Below are 17,701 nucleotides of genomic sequence, written 5' to 3'. Positions count from 1 at the left end.
AAGCGCTGCGGAGGGAATGTGAAATGGATATGGAAGAGGATGAGGAACTCGAATACGAGGACACCCCCACCATTCCCGCCCGCACCGCTTTCCGTCGTTTCTGGCCGCTGACCAAGGGGCTCAGGAAATGGCTGCTCGCCGTCTGGGTGTGCACGGTGCTCGCCGCGCTCGCCGAGACCGAGGCCATCCTGGTTTTCAGCGACCTCACCGACAACGCCCTGCAGAAGGGGTCGCTGGCCGCGTTCTGGGCCCCGGCCGCGAAGTGGCTGGGCGTGGCCGTCGTCGGCGCGGTCGTCGCCTACGCCGGGAACTCACTGGCCGCCTGGGCCACCGAGCGCTTCGTGATGAGACTGCGCGAGCATGTCTTCGACCACGTACAGCAGTTGCCCCCGCACTTCTTCCAACGCCACCGCCAGGGCGACCTGTTGTCCCGCCTGACGAGTGACGTCGACGCCATCGAGACGATGGTCGTGTCCGGGCTGGTCGGCGCCGCTTCGGCAGCCTTCTCCGCGCTCTTCTACGCGGTCGCCGCCTTCTGGCTGCGCTGGGACCTGGCCGCCGCCACCTTTGTCCTGGCCCCGCTGTTCTGGCTGGCGGCCCGCCGCTTCTCGGGCTCCATCAAGGACGTGTCGCGGGCGGGCCGGGTCGCCGACGGCGCGATCACCTCCGTGGTCGAAGAGTCCCTCGGCAACATCGTGCTGACGCAGGCGTACGACCGCCGGGACGCGGAACGCCGCCGGCTGAACGAGGAGGCGAGCGCCTGGTTCCGAGCCTCCGTGCGCTCCACCCGCCTCAACGAGGCCTATGAGCAGCTCGTGCAGGTCATCGAGACGGTCTGTGTCCTCGCCGTGATCGGCATCGGCGCCTGGGAGATCTCCACCGGCCGGATGACCCTCGGCCAGCTCCTCGCCTTCGCCGCCTTCCTCGGCTACCTCTACCCGCCGGTGCGCGGCCTGGCCCAGCTCGGCCTCACCGTCACGGCCGCCACGGCGGGCGCGGAACGGCTGATCGAGATCCTGGACGTCAAGCCGTCGGTCGCCGACCCGCGCCGGGGCACGGAGACCGGCCGCCCGGACGGCGCGGTCGAGGTCCGCGACGTCGCCTTCAGCTACCCGGGCGCCGACACGGTCGCGCTACAGGGCCTGTCCTTCGCCGTCAGCCCCGGCGAGCTGGTGATCATCACCGGCCCGAGCGGCGCAGGCAAGTCCACGGTCTCCAAGCTGCTGCTGCGCTTCTACGACCCGGACGCCGGGGACCTCCTGCTCGACGGCGTCCCGCTGCGGGACTTCCCGCTGGCCCGCCTGCGCGAGTACGTCACGCTGCTCCCGCAGGAGACCCTCGTCCTGCACGACACCGTCCGCGCGAACATCGCCTGCGGCCGCCCCGGCGCGAGCGAACAGGCGATCGAGGACGCGGCGAAGGCTGCCGACGCCCACGACTTCATAGTCAGATTGCCCGAGGGCTACGACACCAGGGTCGACCCCAACTCGGCCCGGCTGTCCGGCGGTCAGCTCCAGCGCCTCGCCATCGCCCGCGCGATTCTGCGCGACGCCCCGGTGCTGGTGCTGGACGAACCGACGACGGGGCTCGACGCCATGGCCGCCCGCAGGGTCGTCAAACCCTTGCGCCGCTTGATGACCGGCCGTACGACCATCATGATCACCCACGACCTCAACCTCGCCCCCGACGCCGACCGCATCCTCGTCGTCGACCGCGGCCGCATCGTGGAGACCGGCCGCCACGAGGAACTGCTGGCGCGGGGCGGCGCGTACGCCCGGCTGCACCGCTCACAGAACAACGCCGTGATGGACACGGGGGAACTGCGGATGCCGCTGTTCACGGAGCAGGCGGCGGCCCCGGTTCAGCCCGTGTATGCGTACGCGTACACGGAGGAGGGATACGGGACCTGGCAGGCACCGGCACCAGCACCGGCTTACGAGTCGTACGGCTACTACGAACCGGTCGTCACCACACTTCCCGACGGCCGGCCGCTCTTCCGTGACGAGGAGCCCTGGCCCGGGATCTGAGTCCATCCAGGTCCATCTGAGTCCATCATTCGGGACAGCTGCATAACGGGTTTACGCGCCTGACCGAGTCCATTACCCTGGACTCGGCAGTGCATCATGATGAACGTATCCCGAGCCGAGCACCTGGACCGCCCGTGACCACGCCCAGCACCACCACGCCCACCTCACCCTCAGCGGTGCAGGCCGCCGCCGCCCCGCACCGCCGGGGTTCCCTCGGCCCGGTCGGCCTGGTGCTGGCCGGTGGTGTCTCGGTGCAGTTCGGTGCGGCGCTCGCGGTGAACCTGATGCCGCGCGCGGGCGCGCTGGGCGTCGTGACGCTCCGCCTCCTCGCGGCGGCCGTGGTCCTCTTGCTGATCTGCCGCCCCCGCCTGCGCGGCCACTCCCGCACCGACTGGGGAACGGTGCTCGCCTTCGGTGTCACCCTGGGCGCGATGAACGGCCTCTTCTACCAGGCGGTCGCCCGTATCCCGCTGGGTGCGGCGGTCACCCTGGAGGTCCTCGGCCCGCTGGCCCTGTCCGTTCTCGCCTCCCGCCGGGCGGTCAATGCCGTGTGGGCCGGGCTGGCCCTTGCCGGTGTCTTCCTCCTCGGCGGCGGTGGCTTCGGCGACCTCGACCTCGTCGGAGTGGCCTTCGCGCTGGCGGCGGGTGCCATGTGGGCGGCGTACATCGTGTTCAGTGCGCGTACGGGGCGACGGTTCCCGCAGGCGGACGGGCTGGCGCTGGCCATGGCGGTGGGCGCGCTGCTCATGCTCCCGCTGGGGATCGCCGAGTCGGGCGCGAAGCTGCTGGACCCGGTGACCATCGCGCTGGGTTCGGCGGTGGCGATCATGTCGTCGGTGCTGCCGTACACCCTGGAACTGCTGGCTCTGCGCCGCCTCCCCGCCTCCACCTTCGCGATCATGATGAGCCTGGAACCGGCGATGGCGGCCACGGCCGGCTTCCTGATCCTCGGCCAGTCCCTGTCCCTGATCCAGGCCGCGGCGATCGCCCTGGTCATCGGGGCGAGCGTGGGGGCGGTGCGGACGCAGGTGGGGCGGGGGAAGGCCGCGCTGCCGGAGGCGGCCACTCCCTGACGTCGCCGACCGATGTCGTCAGCGGCGTGCTCCGGCAACCGTCGCGAGGAACGCGGTGAAGGCCTCTCCGCCCACTATGAGTGCGCCGGCGGAGGGGTTCTTGGAGTCGCGGACGGCTATGTGGGGGGTGAGGTCGGCGACCTCTACGCATTCGCCGCCGCTGCTACCGCTGTACGAGGACTTACGCCAGGCGGCGGTGCCGAGAGGGGCGCACTCCACGCATTCGCCGCCCGTTCCTCCGCTGTACGACGACTTACGCCACCGCGCTTCTGCCAGGTGTCGGCTGTTCTCCATAGCGTTCCTCCCGTACGCGGGCGATCAGCGCCGCCGAGTCCTCGACTGAGAGGGCTGCGGCCTGGAGATGATCGTAACGATGCGAACAGTCCCTGACGACATCCGGGTTGGCAGTCATGTACCCCTTGTCGTAGTTCTCGGAGTAGGTGATGTCGGGGTCGTCCTCGGAGCGCAGGATGGTGAACGAGCCTGCCGTTGCCGGGTGTTGACCCAATCCGAGTGGCAACACCTGCACCCGTAGCTCCCGCCGCTCCTGGAGCTTCAGGAGGTGTGTGAGCTGCTCCCGCATGACCTTCCGGCCCCCGAACGGCCTGTGCAGCACCACTTCGTCCAGGATCACCCATACCAGGGGCGGCTTCTCCTGCGTGAGGATGCGCTGCCTCTCCAAGCGTGCCGCCACCTGTTCGTCGAGTTTGTCCACCCAGCCCGCTTCCAGTACGGCCCGCGCGTACTCCGGAGTCTGGAGCAGGCCGTACACCACCTGGGACTGGAATGTGGAGATGGACGTCGCTTTCGCCTCCATCTCCGCGAACGGCTGAAACCAGCTCGGCAACTGGCTCCGCAGAACCAGCCCCACCAAGCGCGAGAACATCCCGTCCGTCCCCAGCGCCGCATCCACCCGCTCGGAGAACTCCCGCTGCGGGATCTTGTTCGTCGTCTCGATCTGGCAGATCAACGACCCCGTGCAGAAGACGACCGAACCGAGCGCGTCCTGGGTGAGCCCCGCCGCCTCCCGTGCCCGGCGCAGCTCATAGCCGTAGTAGTCGAGCGGCGACGCACTCGGATCAAGTTCGCGGATAGGCATGCCAACCACCTCCAATCACCGAGAGTAGCCACACGACCGCACACGGATCCCGGAGTTGTGGAAAACGAATTAATGCAAGCACGCTTGCTTGTTTCTGAACCCCCTGCCATGCTCGCCCCATGGCTGACCCCACGCCCGTCATCGAAGACCTGCGTGCCGAGAGCGAGGAACTCGACCTGCTCGTGGCCGAGTTGAGCCCGGAGGGCTGGGCGCTTGCGACCCCGGCGCCCGGCTGGACCGTCGCCCACCAGATCGCGCACCTGGCCTGGACCGACCACTCCTCGCTGCTGGCGGTGACCGACCAGGACACCTTCTCGCGGGAGGTGGAGAAGGCGTTGGCCGAGCCCGGCGACTTCGTCGACAACGGTGCCGAGGAGGGCGCCCGCAAGCCGCCCGCGCAGCTGCTCGCGGACTGGCGGACCGGCCGTCACGCGCTGGAGGAAGCCCTCCGCACTGCACCCCCCGGCGCCCGCTTCCCCTGGTACGGCCCGCCCATGTCCACCGCCTCCATGGCCACCGCCCGCCTCATGGAGACCTGGGCCCATGGCCTGGACGTGGCAGACGCGCTGGGTGTGACCCGCACCCCCACCGACCGGCTCAGTCACATCGCCCGCCTCGGCGTCCGCACCCGCGACTTCGCCTTCGGCGTGCACGGACTGACCCCGCCGTTCGAGGAGTTCCGCGTCGAACTCGCCGCTCCCTCCGGGGAGTTGTGGGTGTACGGCCCCGAGGACGCCACCGACCGCGTTACCGGCCCCGCCCTCGACTTCTGCCTCCTCGTCACCCAGCGCGCCCATCGCAACGACCTCGCCCTGCGTGCGGAAGGCGGAGACGCCGATCGCTGGCTGGGCATCGCCCAGGCCTTCGCGGGCCCGTCCGGCGCCGGGCGCCCGCCGAAGGAGGACACCCCGTGACCCTTCGCATCGGCAATGCCTCCGGCTTCTACGGCGACCGTTTCGACGCCATGCGCGAGATGCTCACCGACGGCGAGCTGGACGTCCTGACCGGCGACTACCTCGCCGAGTTCACGATGCTCATCCTGGGGCGCGATCGGCTGAAGGACCCCGCCGCCGGATACGCCCGCACCTTCCTGCGCCAGCTGGAGGAGTGCCTCGGGCTCGCCCACGCGCGCGGGGTCCGCATCGTCACCAACGCCGGTGGGCTGAATCCCGCCGGACTCGCCGACGCCGTACGGAAGTTGGCCGACCGTCTGGGGATCCCCGTCCGGGTGGCCCACGTCGAGGGCGACGACCTCACCGCCGCCCACCCGGGGAGCCTCGCCGCCCATGCCTATCTCGGCGGCTTCGGCATCGCGGCCTGTCTGCGGGAGGGCGCGGACGTCGTCGTCACCGGGCGTGTGACCGACGCGGCGCTGGTCACCGGGCCCGCCGTCGCGCACTTCGGGTGGGGGCCGGGGGAGTACGACCGGCTCGCGGGAGCCGTCGTCGCCGGGCATGTGCTGGAGTGCGGCACGCAGGCCACCGGCGGCAACTACGCGTTCTTCAACGAGCGCGCGGGTGACCTCCGGAGCCCCGGCTTCCCCCTCGCCGAACTCCACGACGACGGCAGCTGCATCATCACCAAACACCCCGGCACCGGCGGTTTCGTCGACGTCGGCACGGTCACCGCGCAGCTGCTCTACGAGACCGGCGGCGCCCGGTACGCCGGCCCCGACGTCACCGCCCGCCTCGACACCGTGCGGCTCACCCAGGACGGCCCCGACCGCGTCCGAATCGAGGGCGTCCGGGGCGAGGCCCCGCCCCCGACCTTGAAGGTCGGCCTCAACCGCCTCGGCGGCTTCCGTAACGAGGTCGTCTTCGTCCTCACCGGCCTCGACATCGAGGCCAAGGCGGCCCTCGTGCAGAAGCAGTTGACGGAGGCACTCGGCAAGGTCGCCGAGGCCCGCTGGGAGCTGGTCCGTACTGACCGCCCCGACGCCGACACGGAGGAGACGGCGAGCGCCCTGCTCCGGCTGGTCGTACGGGACCCCCGACAGGAAGCCGTGGGACGGGTGCTCAGCGGCACGGCGATCGAACTCGCCCTCGCGAGCTACCCGGGCTTCCACGTCCTCGCCCCGCCCGGCAAGGGTTCCCCGTACGGCGTCTTCGAGGCGTCCTTCGTCCCCCGCGGCGAGGTCGAGCACACCGCCGTACTCCACGACGGACGCCGGATCCCCGTGGCCTCGGCCGCCGACACCCTCGTACTCGACGCCGTACCGGAAGCACCCCTGCCCGAGCCCTTGCCGCCGGGGGCCGTCCGTCGCGCGCCCCTCGGGCTCGTCGCCGGAGCCCGCAGCGGGGACAAGGGCGGGGACGCCAACGTCGGCGTGTGGGTGCGCACGGACGAGGCGTGGCGCTGGCTCGCACACACGCTGACCATCGACCGCTTCCGCGAACTCCTGCCGGAAACACGTGACTTGACGGTCACCCGGCACGTCCTGCCGAACCTCCGCGCCCTCAACTTCGTGGTCGACGGCATCCTCGGCGAGGGCGTCGCCGCCCAGCACCGCTTCGACCCGCAGGCCAAGGCCCTCGGCGAATGGCTGCGCTCCCGCCACCTGGACATCCCGGAGGTCCTGCTGTGACCGTCATCAACTCCGGCCTGGACACGGCGGGTTCGGACTACCGGGCGGGCCGCGAGGCCATGCTCGACAAGCTGGACCAGTTGACCGCCGAGCACGCCAAGGCCCTCGCGGGCGGCGGCGAGAAATACGTCGCCCGGCACCGGGGGCGCGGCAAGCTGCTCGCCCGCGAGCGCATCGAGCTGCTCCTCGACCCGGACACACCCTTCCTGGAACTGTCGCCGCTCGCCGCGTGGGGCAGCGACTACACCGTCGGCGCCTCGCTCGTCACCGGCATCGGGGTGGTGGAGGGCGTCGAGTGCCTGATCACGGCCAACGACCCGACCGTGCGCGGCGGTGCCAGCAACCCCTGGTCGCTGAAGAAGGCCCTGCGCGCCAACGACATCGCCCTCGCCAATCGCCTCCCCTGCATCAGCCTGGTGGAGTCCGGCGGGGCGGATCTGCCGTCCCAGAAGGAGATCTTCATCCCCGGAGGCGCGATCTTCCGGGACCTCACACGACTGTCGGCGGCCGGAATCCCCACCATTGCGGTCGTCTTCGGCAACTCGACGGCCGGCGGCGCGTACATCCCCGGCATGTCCGACCACGTGATCATGGTCAAGGAGCGCGCGAAGGTCTTCCTCGGCGGTCCGCCCCTGGTCAAGATGGCCACCGGCGAGGAGAGCGACGACGAGTCGCTGGGCGGTGCCGAGATGCACGCGCGCGTGTCGGGTCTCGCCGACTACTTCGCCGTGGACGAACCGGACGCGCTGCGACAGGCCCGGCGGGTCGTGGCCCGTCTCAACCACCGCAAGGCGTACGAGGATCCGGGACCCGCCGCACCTCCCGAGTACGACGAGGAGGAGCTGCTCGGCATCGTCCCGGCGGACCTCAAAACCCCCTTCGATCCGCGCGAGGTGATCGCCCGCATCGTCGACGCCTCCGACTTCGACGAGTTCAAGCCGCTGTACGGGACGAGCCTGACGACCGGCTGGGCCACGCTCCACGGCTATCCGGTCGGCATCCTTGCGAACGCCCAAGGGGTGCTGTTCAGCGAGGAGTCCCAAAAAGCCGCCCAGTTCATCCAGCTGGCCAACCAGCGCGACATCCCGCTCCTCTTCCTCCACAACACCACCGGCTACATGGTCGGCAAGGAGTACGAGCAGGGCGGCATCATCAAGCACGGCGCGATGATGATCAATGCGGTGTCCAACTCGAAGGTGCCGCATCTGTCGGTGCTGATGGGCGCCTCGTACGGGGCCGGTCACTACGGCATGTGCGGGCGGGCGTACGACCCCCGCTTCCTCTTCGCCTGGCCCAGCGCCAAGTCGGCCGTCATGGGCCCCCAGCAGCTCGCCGGCGTCCTCTCCATCGTCGCCCGGCAGTCGGCGGCCGCGAAGGGACAGCCGTACGACGAGGACGCGGACGCCGCCCTGCGCGCCATGGTGGAGCAGCAGATCGAGTCCGAGTCGCTGCCGATGTTCCTGTCCGGGCGGCTCTACGACGACGGCGTCATCGACCCGCGCGACACCCGCACCGTCCTCGGCCTGTGCCTGTCGGCCGTCCACACGGCGCCGTACGAGGGCGCACGCGGTGGCTTCGGCGTCTTCCGGATGTGAGGGATCCAGTGATTGCTTCTGTTCTCGTGGCCAACCGGGGCGAGATCGCCTGCCGGATCTTCCGCACCTGCCGTGAGTGGGGAATCCGGACGGTCGCCGTGCACTCCGACGCCGACGAGAACGCGCTCCACGCGCGCGTGGCCGACACGGCGGTACGGCTGCCGGGCGCGGCGCCCGCGGAGACGTATCTGCGCGGCGACCTGATCGTGAAGGCGGCCATCGCCTCCGGCGCGGACGCCGTGCACCCCGGCTACGGCTTCCTCTCCGAGAACGCCGACTTCGCACGCGCCGTCATCGACGCCGGACTGGTGTGGATCGGCCCGTCCCCGGAGGCGATCGAGACGATGGCGTCCAAGACGCGCGCCAAGGAGCTGATGGGGATCGCGTCCCTGGACCGGGACCGGATCACCGAGGCCGACCTGCCGGTCCTGGTGAAGGCGGCCGCGGGCGGCGGCGGACGCGGGATGCGCATCGTGCGCCGCCTGGAGGATCTCGCTTCCGCCCTGGAGGGCGCACGGGCCGAGGCCGCGAGCGCCTTCGGGGACGGCGAGGTCTTCGTGGAGCCCTACCTGGAGCACGGCCGCCATGTCGAGGTGCAGATCCTCGCCGACAGCCACGGCACGATCTGGCCGCTCGGCACCCGAGACTGCTCCCTCCAGCGGCGCCACCAGAAGGTCATCGAGGAGGCACCGGCACCCGGCCTCTCGCAGAGCCTCACCGAGGACCTGTACGCGCTCGCCGTACAGGCCGTGTGCGCCGTCGCCTACGAGGGCGCCGGCACCGTCGAGTTCCTGGTCGCCGACGGCCGGGCGCACTTCCTCGAAATGAACACCCGCCTCCAGGTCGAACACCCCGTCACGGAGGCGGTGTTCGGCATCGACCTGGTGGCCCTGCAGATCAGGGTCGCCGAGGGCCAGGCACTGGAGAACGACCCTCCACGCGCGCGTGGCCACGCGATCGAGGCCCGCCTCTACGCCGAGGACCCGGCGAACGACTGGACCCCGCAGACCGGCACCCTGCACCGCCTGGCCGTCCCCGAAGGCATCCGCCTGGACACGGGTTACGGCGACGGAGACGACATCGGCGTCCACTACGACCCGATGCTCGCCAAGGCCGTCGCCCACGCCCCCACGCGCGCGGAAGCGCTCCGCAAACTGGCCGGCGCCCTGGAGCACGCCACGATCCACGGCCCGACGACCAACCGCGACCTCCTCCTCCGCTCCCTGCGCCACGAGGAGTTCACGACGGCCCGCATGGACACCGGCTTCTACGACCGCCACCTGCCCGAACTGACCCGCTTTGGGACGGGTGACCCCCACGCCCCCCTGGCCGCGGCTCTCGCAGACGCAGCCCGTGCCCGCGCCCACTCCCGCTTCGGCGGCTGGCGCAACCTCCCCTCGCAACCGCAGATGAGGCGGTACGAGGTGGCGGGCGAGGAGCACGAGGTCCACTACCGGCACACGCGCGCGGGCCTGGAGGCGGACGGCGTGCGCGTAGTACACGCCGACGCCGAACTCGTCGTACTCGAAGTGGACGGAGTACAGCGGAAGTTCGAGGTGACGAGGTACGGAGACGAGGTGTACGTCAACGCGACAACCCTGAAGGCGCTGCCGCGTTTCCCCGACCCCGCCGCCCAGCACGCCCCGGGCTCCCTGCTGGCCCCCATGCCCGGCACGGTCGTAAAGATCGCCGACGGCCTGACAGTAGGAGCCGCAGTACGGGCCGGAGAACCCCTCCTCTGGCTGGAGGCAATGAAGATGCAGCACAAGATCACAGCCCCCGTCACAGGCACGCTGAGCGCCCTCCATGTCGTACCTGGCCAACAGGTGACGGTCGGCTCATTGCTCGCGGTAGTGCAAGAGACGTAGGGGCGCGGGGAACTGCGCGACCAGCCACGACGAAGGAGTCACATGTCCACGATCGAAACCGAGGAACAAAAAGCCCTCCGCTCAGCTGTCGCCGCCCTCGGCAAACGCCACGGCCGTAACTACGACAGAGAAACTCTCTGGGCAGAGGCAGCCAAGCTCGGCTACCTAGGCGTCAACCTGCCGGAGGCATACGGCGGCGGAGGCGGCGGCATCTCCGAACTCTCCATAGTCCTCGAAGAGCTCGGCGCCGCCGGCTGCCCCCTCCTCATGATGGTCGTCTCCCCGGCCATCTGCGGCACAGTGATCGCCCGCTTCGGCACGGACGCCCAGAAGCAGGAATGGCTCCCCGCCCTGGCGGACGGCACCCGCACCATGGCCTTCGGCATCACCGAACCCGACGCCGGCTCCAACAGCCACCGCATCACCACCACGGCCCGCCGCGATCCGGACACCGGCGACTGGCTCCTGACCGGCCGCAAGGTCTTCATCTCAGGCGTCGACATCGCGGACGCGACCCTCATAGTCGGCCGTACGGAAGACGCCCGCACAGGCACCCTCAAGCCCTGCCTGTTCATCGTCCCGCGGGACGCCCCCGGCTTCACCCGCCGCCAGATCGACATGGAACTCCAGGCCGCGGAGAAGCAGTTCGAGCTGACCCTGGACGACGTACGCCTCCCGGCAGACGCACTCGTGGGCGACGAGGACGCCGGCCTCCTCCAGCTCTTCGCCGGCCTCAACCCCGAACGCATCATGACGGCCGCCTTCGCGATCGGCATGGGCCGCTACGCCCTCGCGCAAGCGATCACGTACGCCCGCGACCGCACCGTCTGGAAAACCCCCATCGGCGCCCACCAGGCCATCGCACACCCCCTCGCCCAGGCGCACATCGACCTCGAACTCGCCCGCCTGATGATGCAGAAGGCGGCGTACCTGTACGACGCCGGGGACGACATCGGCGCAGGTGAGGCGGCCAACATGGCGAAGTACGCGGCGGGCGAGGCCTGTGTTCGGGCCGTCGACCAGGCCGTGCACACCCTCGGCGGAAACGGCCTCACCCGCGAATTCGGGCTCGCCTCGTTGATAACAGCCGCGCGCGTGGCTCGTATTGCTCCAGTGAGCCGGGAGATGATTCTCAACTACGTCTCCCACCAGACCCTGGGCCTGCCCAAGTCGTACTAGGCCGTAAGCCCGACAAGGCCGTCGTGGCCGCCTTGGAGGAACCGTGTTCCGCAGCGAGTACGCAGACGTCCCGCCCCTCGAACTCCCCATCCACGAAGCGGTGCTGGGCCGGGCCGCCGAGTACGGTGACGCGCCCGCCCTGATCGACGGAACCGACGGCACCACCCTCACCTACGAACAGCTGGACCGCTTCCACCGGCGCATCGCGGCCGCGCTCGCCGAGGCGGGCGTACGCAAGGGGGACGTGCTCGCCCTGCACAGCCCGAACACCGTCGCCTTCCCCACCGCCTTCTACGCGGCCACGCGCGCGGGTGCCTCCGTCACCACCGTGCACCCGCTGGCCACCGCCGAGGAGTTCGCCAAGCAGCTGACGGACTCGGCGGCCCGCTGGATCGTCACCGTGTCACCGCTGCTGGAGACGGCCCGCAGGGCAGCCGAACTCGCGGGCGGCGTCGAGGAGATCTTCGTCTGCGACAGCGCGCCGGGACATCGTTCGCTGATCGACATGCTGGCCTCCGCCGCCCCCGAGCCGCAGGTCGACATCGACCCCGTGGAGGACGTCGCCGCACTGCCGTACTCCTCGGGCACCACCGGCATCCCCAAGGGCGTCATGCTCACGCACCGCCAGATCGCCACCAACCTCGCCCAGCTCGAACCCGTCATACCGGCCCGCCCCGGCGACCGCATCCTCGCCGTCCTCCCCTTCTTCCACATCTACGGCCTCACCGCCCTGATGAACGCGCCCCTGAGGCAGGGCGCCACGGTCGTCGTCCTGCCCCGCTTCGAACTCGACACCTTCCTCGCGGCCATCCAGAACCACCGCATCACCGGCCTGTACGTCGCCCCGCCCATCGTCCTGGCCCTCGCCAAGCACCCCCTGGTCGCCCATTACGACCTGTCGTCTCTGCAATACATCGTCAGCGCCGCCGCCCCCCTGGACGCCAAACTGGCCGCAGCCTGCTCCCAGCGGCTCGGCCTGCCGACCGTCGGCCAGGCCTACGGCATGACGGAACTGTCGCCCGGCACCCACGTCGTACCGCTCGCCGCCCTGCACGACGCCCCGCCCGGCACCGTCGGCAAACTCATCGCCGGCACCGAGATGCGCATCGTCTCCCTGGACGACGCCGACAAGGACCTCGGCACCGGAGAGTCCGGCGAGATCCTCATCCGCGGCCCCCAGATCATGAAGGGCTACCTGGGCCACCCCGACGCCACCGCCGCGATGATCGACCCGGACGGCTGGCTGCACACCGGGGACGTGGGCCATGCCGACGCCGACGGCTGGCTGTTCGTCGTCGACCGCGTCAAGGAACTCATCAAATACAAGGGCTTCCAGGTGGCACCCGCCGAACTCGAAGCCCTCCTCCTCACCCACCCGGCCATCGCCGACGCAGCCGTCATCGGCGTCTACAACGACGACAACAACGAAATCCCGCACGCATACGTCGTCCGCCAGCCCACCGCCACCGACCTCTCCGAAGGAGAGGTCATGATGTACGTCGCCGAACGCGTCGCCCCGTACAAACGCGTCCGCCAGGTCACCTTCATCGACGGCATCCCGCGGGCCGCCTCCGGGAAGATCCTGCGCCGTGAACTCAGGAGGCTCTCGTGACGCTGATCGGACGCACACGCGCGCGTGGCATCGAAACACTCAGCCTCGACTCACCGGCCAACCGCAACGCGCTCTCGGCGGCCCTGGTCGGCGAGCTGGCCGACGCACTCACGGACTGCGCCAAGGACACCGACGTCCGCGCGATCGTCCTCACCCACACCGGCAACACCTTCTGCGCGGGCGCCGACCTGCGCGACCCCCCGCACCCGGACGGACTGGTCCAGCTCCTCCGGCAGATCGTCGAGCTGCGCAAACCCGTCGTCGCCCGAGTCACCGGCCATGTACGCGCGGGCGGGCTCGGCCTGCTGGCCGCGTGCGACATCGCGGCGGGGTCGACGGAGTCCACCTTCGCGTTCACCGAGGTACGGATCGGCGTGGCCCCCGCCGTCATCTCCCTGCCCCTCCTCCCGCGCACGGACCCCCGTGCCCTCGCCCGCTACTACCTCACCGGCGAGCGCATCGACGCCGCGGAGGCCACCCGCATCGGCCTGCTCACGGCGGCCGGGGAGGACGTGGACGCCGTACTGGAACCGGTCCTCGACGGACTGCGCCGAGCCGCCCCCCAGGGTCTGGCCGAGACGAAACACCTGCTCACAGCTAAGGTGCTCGAAACATTCGACCGGGACGCGGCCGACCTCACCGCCCTCTCGGCCCGGCTGTTCTCCTCCCCGCAGGCCCGCGAGGGAATGACGGCCTTCCTAGAACGACGGGATCCCACATGGGTGCTGTGACCGCAGACGACAGCGTCGAACGAGTCGACCGCGCCGACCGCGTACCCAAGCAGGACCGCAGCCGCGCCACCCGGCAGCGGCTCCTGGAGGCCGCCGTGGCCTGCCTCGCCGAACACGGCTGGGCGGGCTCCACGGTCTCCGTCGTCGCCGAACGCGCCGGAGTCTCCCGCGGCGCCGCCCAGCACCACTTCCCGACCCGCGAGGACCTCTTCACAGCAGCAGTGGAATACGTCGCCGAGGAGCGGTCGACGGCCATCCGCGCTCTCTTCCCGCAGGGCTCCGCAGGCGACCGGCGGGCGGTCGTGTCGGCCCTCGTCGACCTCTACACCGGCCCCCTCTTCCGCGCCGCCCTCCACCTCTGGGTCGCCGCCTCCAACGAAGACCAGCTCCGCCCCCGCGTAACCGAACTGGAAGCCCGCGTCGGCCGCGAAACCCACCGCATAGCAGTGGACCTCCTCGCCGCGGACGAATCCCGCCCCGGCGTACGCGAAACCGTCCAGGGCCTCCTCGACATGTCCCGCGGCCTCGGCCTCGCCAACCTGCTCACGGACGACGGGGGGCGGCGGGAGGGGGTTGTGGCGCAGTGGGCGGAGATCCTGGACCAGGTGCTCAAGGACTGAGCCGGGCCCTCAGGCGCTGACCCTCAGGGACTGAGCCGCTCCACCCGCCATCCCCCGTCCGCCTCCGCCACGTACCGCAAGCGGTCGTGCAGCCGGTTCTCCCGCCCCTGCCAGAACTCCACCTGCTGCGGCGCCACCCGGAAGCCGCCCCAGTTCGGGGGGACCGGGACCTGCTCGCCCTCGGGATAGCGAGCCGCCAGCTCGGCGTATGAGGCGTCCAGGTCGGCGCGGGTGGCGATCACGCTCGACTGGGCGCTGGCCCAGGCGCCGAGCTGGGAGCCGTGCGGGCGGGTGCGGAAGTAGGCGGCGGTCTCGTCGCGGCCGGTGCGGCGGGCGATGCCGGTGACGATGACCTGGCGGGCCATCGGGTGCCAGGGGAAGAGAAGCGAGAGATACGGGTTCTCGGCGAGGTCGCGGGCCTTGCGGGAGTCGTAATTGGTGTAGAAGACGAAGCCCTGCTCGTCGAAGTGCTTCAGCAGTACGGTGCGTGAGCTGGGGTGGCCCTCGGCGTTCGCGGTGGAGACGACCATGGCGTTCGGCTCGAAGAGGTGGGCCTCCGTCGCGGCCTGTTGGAACCAGCGCGCGAACTGCGCCACCGGAGTGGCGGCCAGATCGGACTCGGCGAGGCCCTCGGCCCGGTACTGCTTGCGCATCGAGGCGGGATCGAGGGGGGCTGCGTCTCGGTCGGTCACCCGGTCATCCTGCCGTATGTGCAGGTGCCGTTCGGCATGGTGTCCGTCATGATTTCGGCATGAGGTCACTCGTCACGGATGAGTGGACGTGGCACTGAGTGCCGTTGAGCCTCCCCAAAAGTGGCACTCGGGGATATCGTGCTAGTCCGTTCTGGTTGAGCCGCCAGCCGCACGGGGCATCACCAGGGTGGCCACCCAGGACCACGAGTCGCACGAACCGACCGGGGATCCAGCGGCCGAGCCGCCACTTCTGCCGTACACATCATGAGGAGCCGCCTGATGTCCGACTTCGTACCCGGACTCGAGGGAGTCATCGCGTTCGAGACGGAGATCGCCGAACCGGACAAGGAGGGCGGCGCCCTCCGGTACCGGGGCGTCGACATCGAGGACCTGGTCGGTCACGTCTCCTTCGGGAACGTCTGGGGGCTGCTCGTCGACGGCGCCTTCAACCCTGGTCTGCCGCCCGCCGAGCCGTTCCCGATCCCCGTGCACTCCGGCGACATCCGGGTGGACGTCCAGTCTGCGCTGGCCATGCTGGCGCCCGTGTGGGGTCTCAAACCGCTGCTGGACATCGATGCCGAGCAGGCGCGCGCGGACCTGGCCCGAGCAGCCGTCATGGCGCTCTCCTACGTCGCCCAGTCCGCCCGTGGTCAGGGGCGGCCCATGGTTCCGCAGCGCGAGATCGACAAGGCCCACTCGATCACCGAGCGCTTCATGCGCCGCTGGCGGGGCGAGCCCGACCCCAAGCATGTCGCGGCCGTCGACGCCTACTGGACCTCGGCCGCCGAGCACGGCATGAACGCGTCCACCTTCACCGCCCGCGTCATCGCCTCCACCGGTGCGGATGTCGCTGCCGCTCTGTCCGGCGCCGTAGGAGCCATGTCCGGGCCGCTGCACGGCGGCGCGCCCTCCCGGGTGCTGGGCATGATCGAGGAGATCGAGCGGACCGGGGACGCGGAGGCGTACGTCAAGCAGGCCCTCGACAAGGGGGAGCGGCTGATGGGCTTCGGCCACCGGGTGTACCGCGCCGAGGATCCACGCGCGCGCGTGCTGCGGCGTACCGCCCGTGAGCTGGGGGCTCCGCGGTTCGAGGTGGCCGAGGCGCTGGAGAAGGCGGCGCTGGCGGAGCTGCATGCGCGGCGGCCGGACCGGGTGCTGGCGACGAATGTCGAGTTCTGGGCGGCGATCGTGCTCGACTTCGCCGAGGTGCCGGCCCATATGTTCACGTCGATGTTCACCTGTGCCCGTACGGCGGGGTGGTCGGCGCACATTCTGGAGCAGAAGCGGACGGGGCGGCTTGTGCGGCCGTCTGCGCGGTATGTCGGGCCTGGGGCCCGGTCGCCGCGGGAGATCGAGGGGTACGGGGATATCGCCCACTGAGGGGGGTGGCTTAGGAGTGCGGGCGACTGCGGGTTGGTTGTGGCTGGTCGCGCAGTTCCCCGCGCCCCTGGAAAAAACGGGCCCTTCGGGCCCGGTTTTTTCATGCCACCGCGAGCAGATCCGCATGGTGTCGTTCCGCCACCAGCGGGTGGGCCCGCAGTTTGCCCTTCAGCTCGTTGTAGCCGTATTCGGCGAAGAGGGGGTTGGTCGGGTCTTCGGTGATGCCCGGAGCCCTTGTCGCGTGCGGGAAGGGCAGGGGTTCCACCCTCGCGTCCAGGCGCGGGTTGTAGAAGAAGGGCACCGAGAAGCGCTCGGTGGCCCCGGGTGGGCTCACCACGCGGTGATTGGTGGCGATGAGGTAGCCGTTGGTCGCCACTTCCAGCAGCTCGCCGAGGTTGACGACGAACGCGCCCTCCAGGGGCGGGACGTCATGGAACAGTCCGTCCTCCCGCTGGACCTGCAGCCCGCCGACCTGGTCCTGCAGCAGGAGCGTCAGGAAGCCGTAGTCCTTGTGTGCGCCCACGCCCTGATCGGCACCGTCGCCGGCGCTCCCGGGATATCGCACGAGCTTGAGATGCGGATGGGCGTGGTCGCCGAAGACCGGGTCGTAGAAGTCGGCGGGTGCGCCGATGGCGGTGAGCAGCTCGTGCAGCAGCCGGTGTGCGACCGTGCTGAGCCGGTCGATCCAGGTGAGTGCGGCGGTGCGTAGCTCGGGGAGGGCGGTGGGCCACTGGTTGGGGCCCTGCAGCCACCAGTAGGCGGGCTCGTCGGGGCCGGGTGTGCGGGCGGGCCGTTCGGCGCCGATGTCGAGTTGGTCGCGCCAGTCACGGGCGCCCGCGGTGCGTTCGTCGCCGGTGCGGGTGTAGCCGCGGAAGTGGGGTGAGTTGACGTTGTCCAGGGCGAGCCGGTCGGCCTCGGGGAGCCGGAAGAAGGCGTGCATGGCCCGTACGAGCGCCTCGGTCTCGGCCGGGGTCACTCCGTGTCCGACGAGCTGGAAGAAGCCCACGTCGTGGGCGGCGCTGTGCAGTTGGGCGTGGAGCAGCGCACGGGCCTGAGGTCCGCGGTGGGCGGCCGAGAGGTCGATGATCGGGAGCTGCTGGTACGACGGGGTCGTCGCGGTGTGCGTCATGGGGTGCGTCCGCAGGGTGTACGGGGCACGGGCGGCCGCCGAGGGTGGGGCGGGGGCCCAGATGCCAGAACGGAGAAAGAAAAGCAAGCAAGCAGAAAGGGGCTGGGTCAGG

General features: G+C 70.3%; 15 protein-coding genes. 11 read left to right on the top strand and 4 right to left on the bottom strand.

Annotated features, from left to right (window positions below; translation table 11 throughout):
- Window positions 1-23 precede the first annotated feature (23 nt).
- Window positions 24-2,027: an ABC transporter ATP-binding protein gene (locus P2Q00_RS37425; RefSeq protein WP_275778599.1), complete on the top strand. Its 2,004-nt coding sequence runs from the start codon at window positions 24-26 to the stop codon at window positions 2,025-2,027.
- Window positions 2,028-2,161: 134 nt separating this feature from the next.
- Complete coding sequence (locus tag P2Q00_RS37420) at window positions 2,162-3,100, top strand: EamA family transporter (RefSeq protein WP_275778598.1); 939 nt, start codon at window positions 2,162-2,164, stop codon at window positions 3,098-3,100.
- 18 nt (window positions 3,101-3,118) lie between these two features.
- Here the strand turns inward: P2Q00_RS37420 and P2Q00_RS37415 are convergent, their stop codons facing one another.
- A complete protein-coding gene (locus P2Q00_RS37415; RefSeq protein ID WP_275778597.1) occupies window positions 3,119-3,394 on the bottom strand; it encodes a DUF397 domain-containing protein in 276 nt (91 codons plus the stop codon).
- Window positions 3,354-4,199, bottom strand: coding sequence for a helix-turn-helix domain-containing protein (locus P2Q00_RS37410; RefSeq protein WP_275778596.1), 846 nt, complete (start codon window positions 4,197-4,199; stop codon window positions 3,354-3,356). Before P2Q00_RS37410 ends, P2Q00_RS37415 begins: the two co-directional genes overlap by 41 nt.
- 119 nt (window positions 4,200-4,318) lie before the next feature.
- Between P2Q00_RS37410 and P2Q00_RS37405 the strand changes: the two genes are divergently transcribed.
- From P2Q00_RS37405 to P2Q00_RS37370, 8 genes are read left to right on the top strand one after another with little or no spacing between them, the layout of a single operon-like run.
- Window positions 4,319-5,113 carry a TIGR03084 family metal-binding protein gene (locus P2Q00_RS37405; RefSeq protein WP_275778595.1) on the top strand — a complete coding sequence of 265 codons (795 nt, stop codon included), beginning with the start codon at window positions 4,319-4,321 and terminating at the stop codon, window positions 5,111-5,113.
- Entirely contained in the window at window positions 5,110-6,783 is a 1,674-nt protein-coding gene (locus P2Q00_RS37400; RefSeq protein WP_275778593.1) for an acyclic terpene utilization AtuA family protein, read from the top strand. Before P2Q00_RS37405 ends, P2Q00_RS37400 begins: the two co-directional genes overlap by 4 nt.
- Window positions 6,738-8,378, top strand: coding sequence for an acyl-CoA carboxylase subunit beta (locus tag P2Q00_RS37395; protein ID WP_425579672.1), 1,641 nt, complete (start codon window positions 6,738-6,740; stop codon window positions 8,376-8,378). The genes P2Q00_RS37400 and P2Q00_RS37395 overlap by 46 nt, the downstream gene beginning before the upstream one ends.
- A gap of 8 nt (window positions 8,379-8,386) precedes the next feature.
- Window positions 8,387-10,246, top strand: a complete 1,860-nt coding sequence (locus P2Q00_RS37390; protein WP_275778589.1) for an acetyl/propionyl/methylcrotonyl-CoA carboxylase subunit alpha — start codon at window positions 8,387-8,389, stop codon at window positions 10,244-10,246.
- Between the two features lie 42 nt (window positions 10,247-10,288).
- Window positions 10,289-11,425 (top strand): acyl-CoA dehydrogenase family protein, encoded by a 1,137-nt coding sequence (locus P2Q00_RS37385; protein ID WP_275778587.1) that lies wholly within the window; start codon window positions 10,289-10,291, stop codon window positions 11,423-11,425.
- A 43-nt stretch (window positions 11,426-11,468) separates the two neighbouring features.
- Window positions 11,469-13,037, top strand: coding sequence for a 4-coumarate--CoA ligase family protein (locus P2Q00_RS37380; RefSeq protein WP_275778585.1), 1,569 nt, complete (start codon window positions 11,469-11,471; stop codon window positions 13,035-13,037).
- Window positions 13,034-13,768: an enoyl-CoA hydratase family protein gene (locus tag P2Q00_RS37375; RefSeq protein ID WP_275778583.1), complete on the top strand. Its 735-nt coding sequence runs from the start codon at window positions 13,034-13,036 to the stop codon at window positions 13,766-13,768. The genes P2Q00_RS37380 and P2Q00_RS37375 overlap by 4 nt, the downstream gene beginning before the upstream one ends.
- Window positions 13,756-14,388, top strand: a complete 633-nt coding sequence (locus P2Q00_RS37370; RefSeq protein WP_275778581.1) for a TetR/AcrR family transcriptional regulator — start codon at window positions 13,756-13,758, stop codon at window positions 14,386-14,388. Before P2Q00_RS37375 ends, P2Q00_RS37370 begins: the two co-directional genes overlap by 13 nt.
- Before the next feature lie 23 nt (window positions 14,389-14,411).
- Here P2Q00_RS37370 and pdxH read toward each other — a convergent pair whose 3' ends face one another.
- The gene (gene pdxH / locus P2Q00_RS37365) at window positions 14,412-15,080 is read right to left on the bottom strand and encodes a pyridoxamine 5'-phosphate oxidase (RefSeq protein WP_275778580.1); all 669 of its coding nucleotides are present in this window, start codon (window positions 15,078-15,080) and stop codon (window positions 14,412-14,414) included.
- Window positions 15,081-15,359: 279 nt separating this feature from the next.
- On the opposite strand from pdxH, the gene P2Q00_RS37360 reads away from it, so the two are divergent.
- A complete protein-coding gene (locus P2Q00_RS37360; RefSeq protein ID WP_275778579.1) occupies window positions 15,360-16,460 on the top strand; it encodes a citrate synthase 2 in 1,101 nt (366 codons plus the stop codon).
- A 100-nt stretch (window positions 16,461-16,560) separates the two neighbouring features.
- On the opposite strand, the gene P2Q00_RS37355 is transcribed toward P2Q00_RS37360, so the two are convergent.
- Window positions 16,561-17,589 (bottom strand): isopenicillin N synthase family dioxygenase, encoded by a 1,029-nt coding sequence (locus P2Q00_RS37355; protein WP_275778578.1) that lies wholly within the window; start codon window positions 17,587-17,589, stop codon window positions 16,561-16,563.
- Window positions 17,590-17,701 lie beyond the last annotated feature (112 nt).

It is taken from the genome of Streptomyces coacervatus (assembly GCF_029223485.1).
Taxonomy (GTDB): domain Bacteria; phylum Actinomycetota; class Actinomycetes; order Streptomycetales; family Streptomycetaceae; genus Streptomyces; species Streptomyces coacervatus.
The sequence above is the reverse complement of the archived record's forward strand: the minus strand, read 5'-3'. Positions and strand labels throughout refer to the sequence as shown.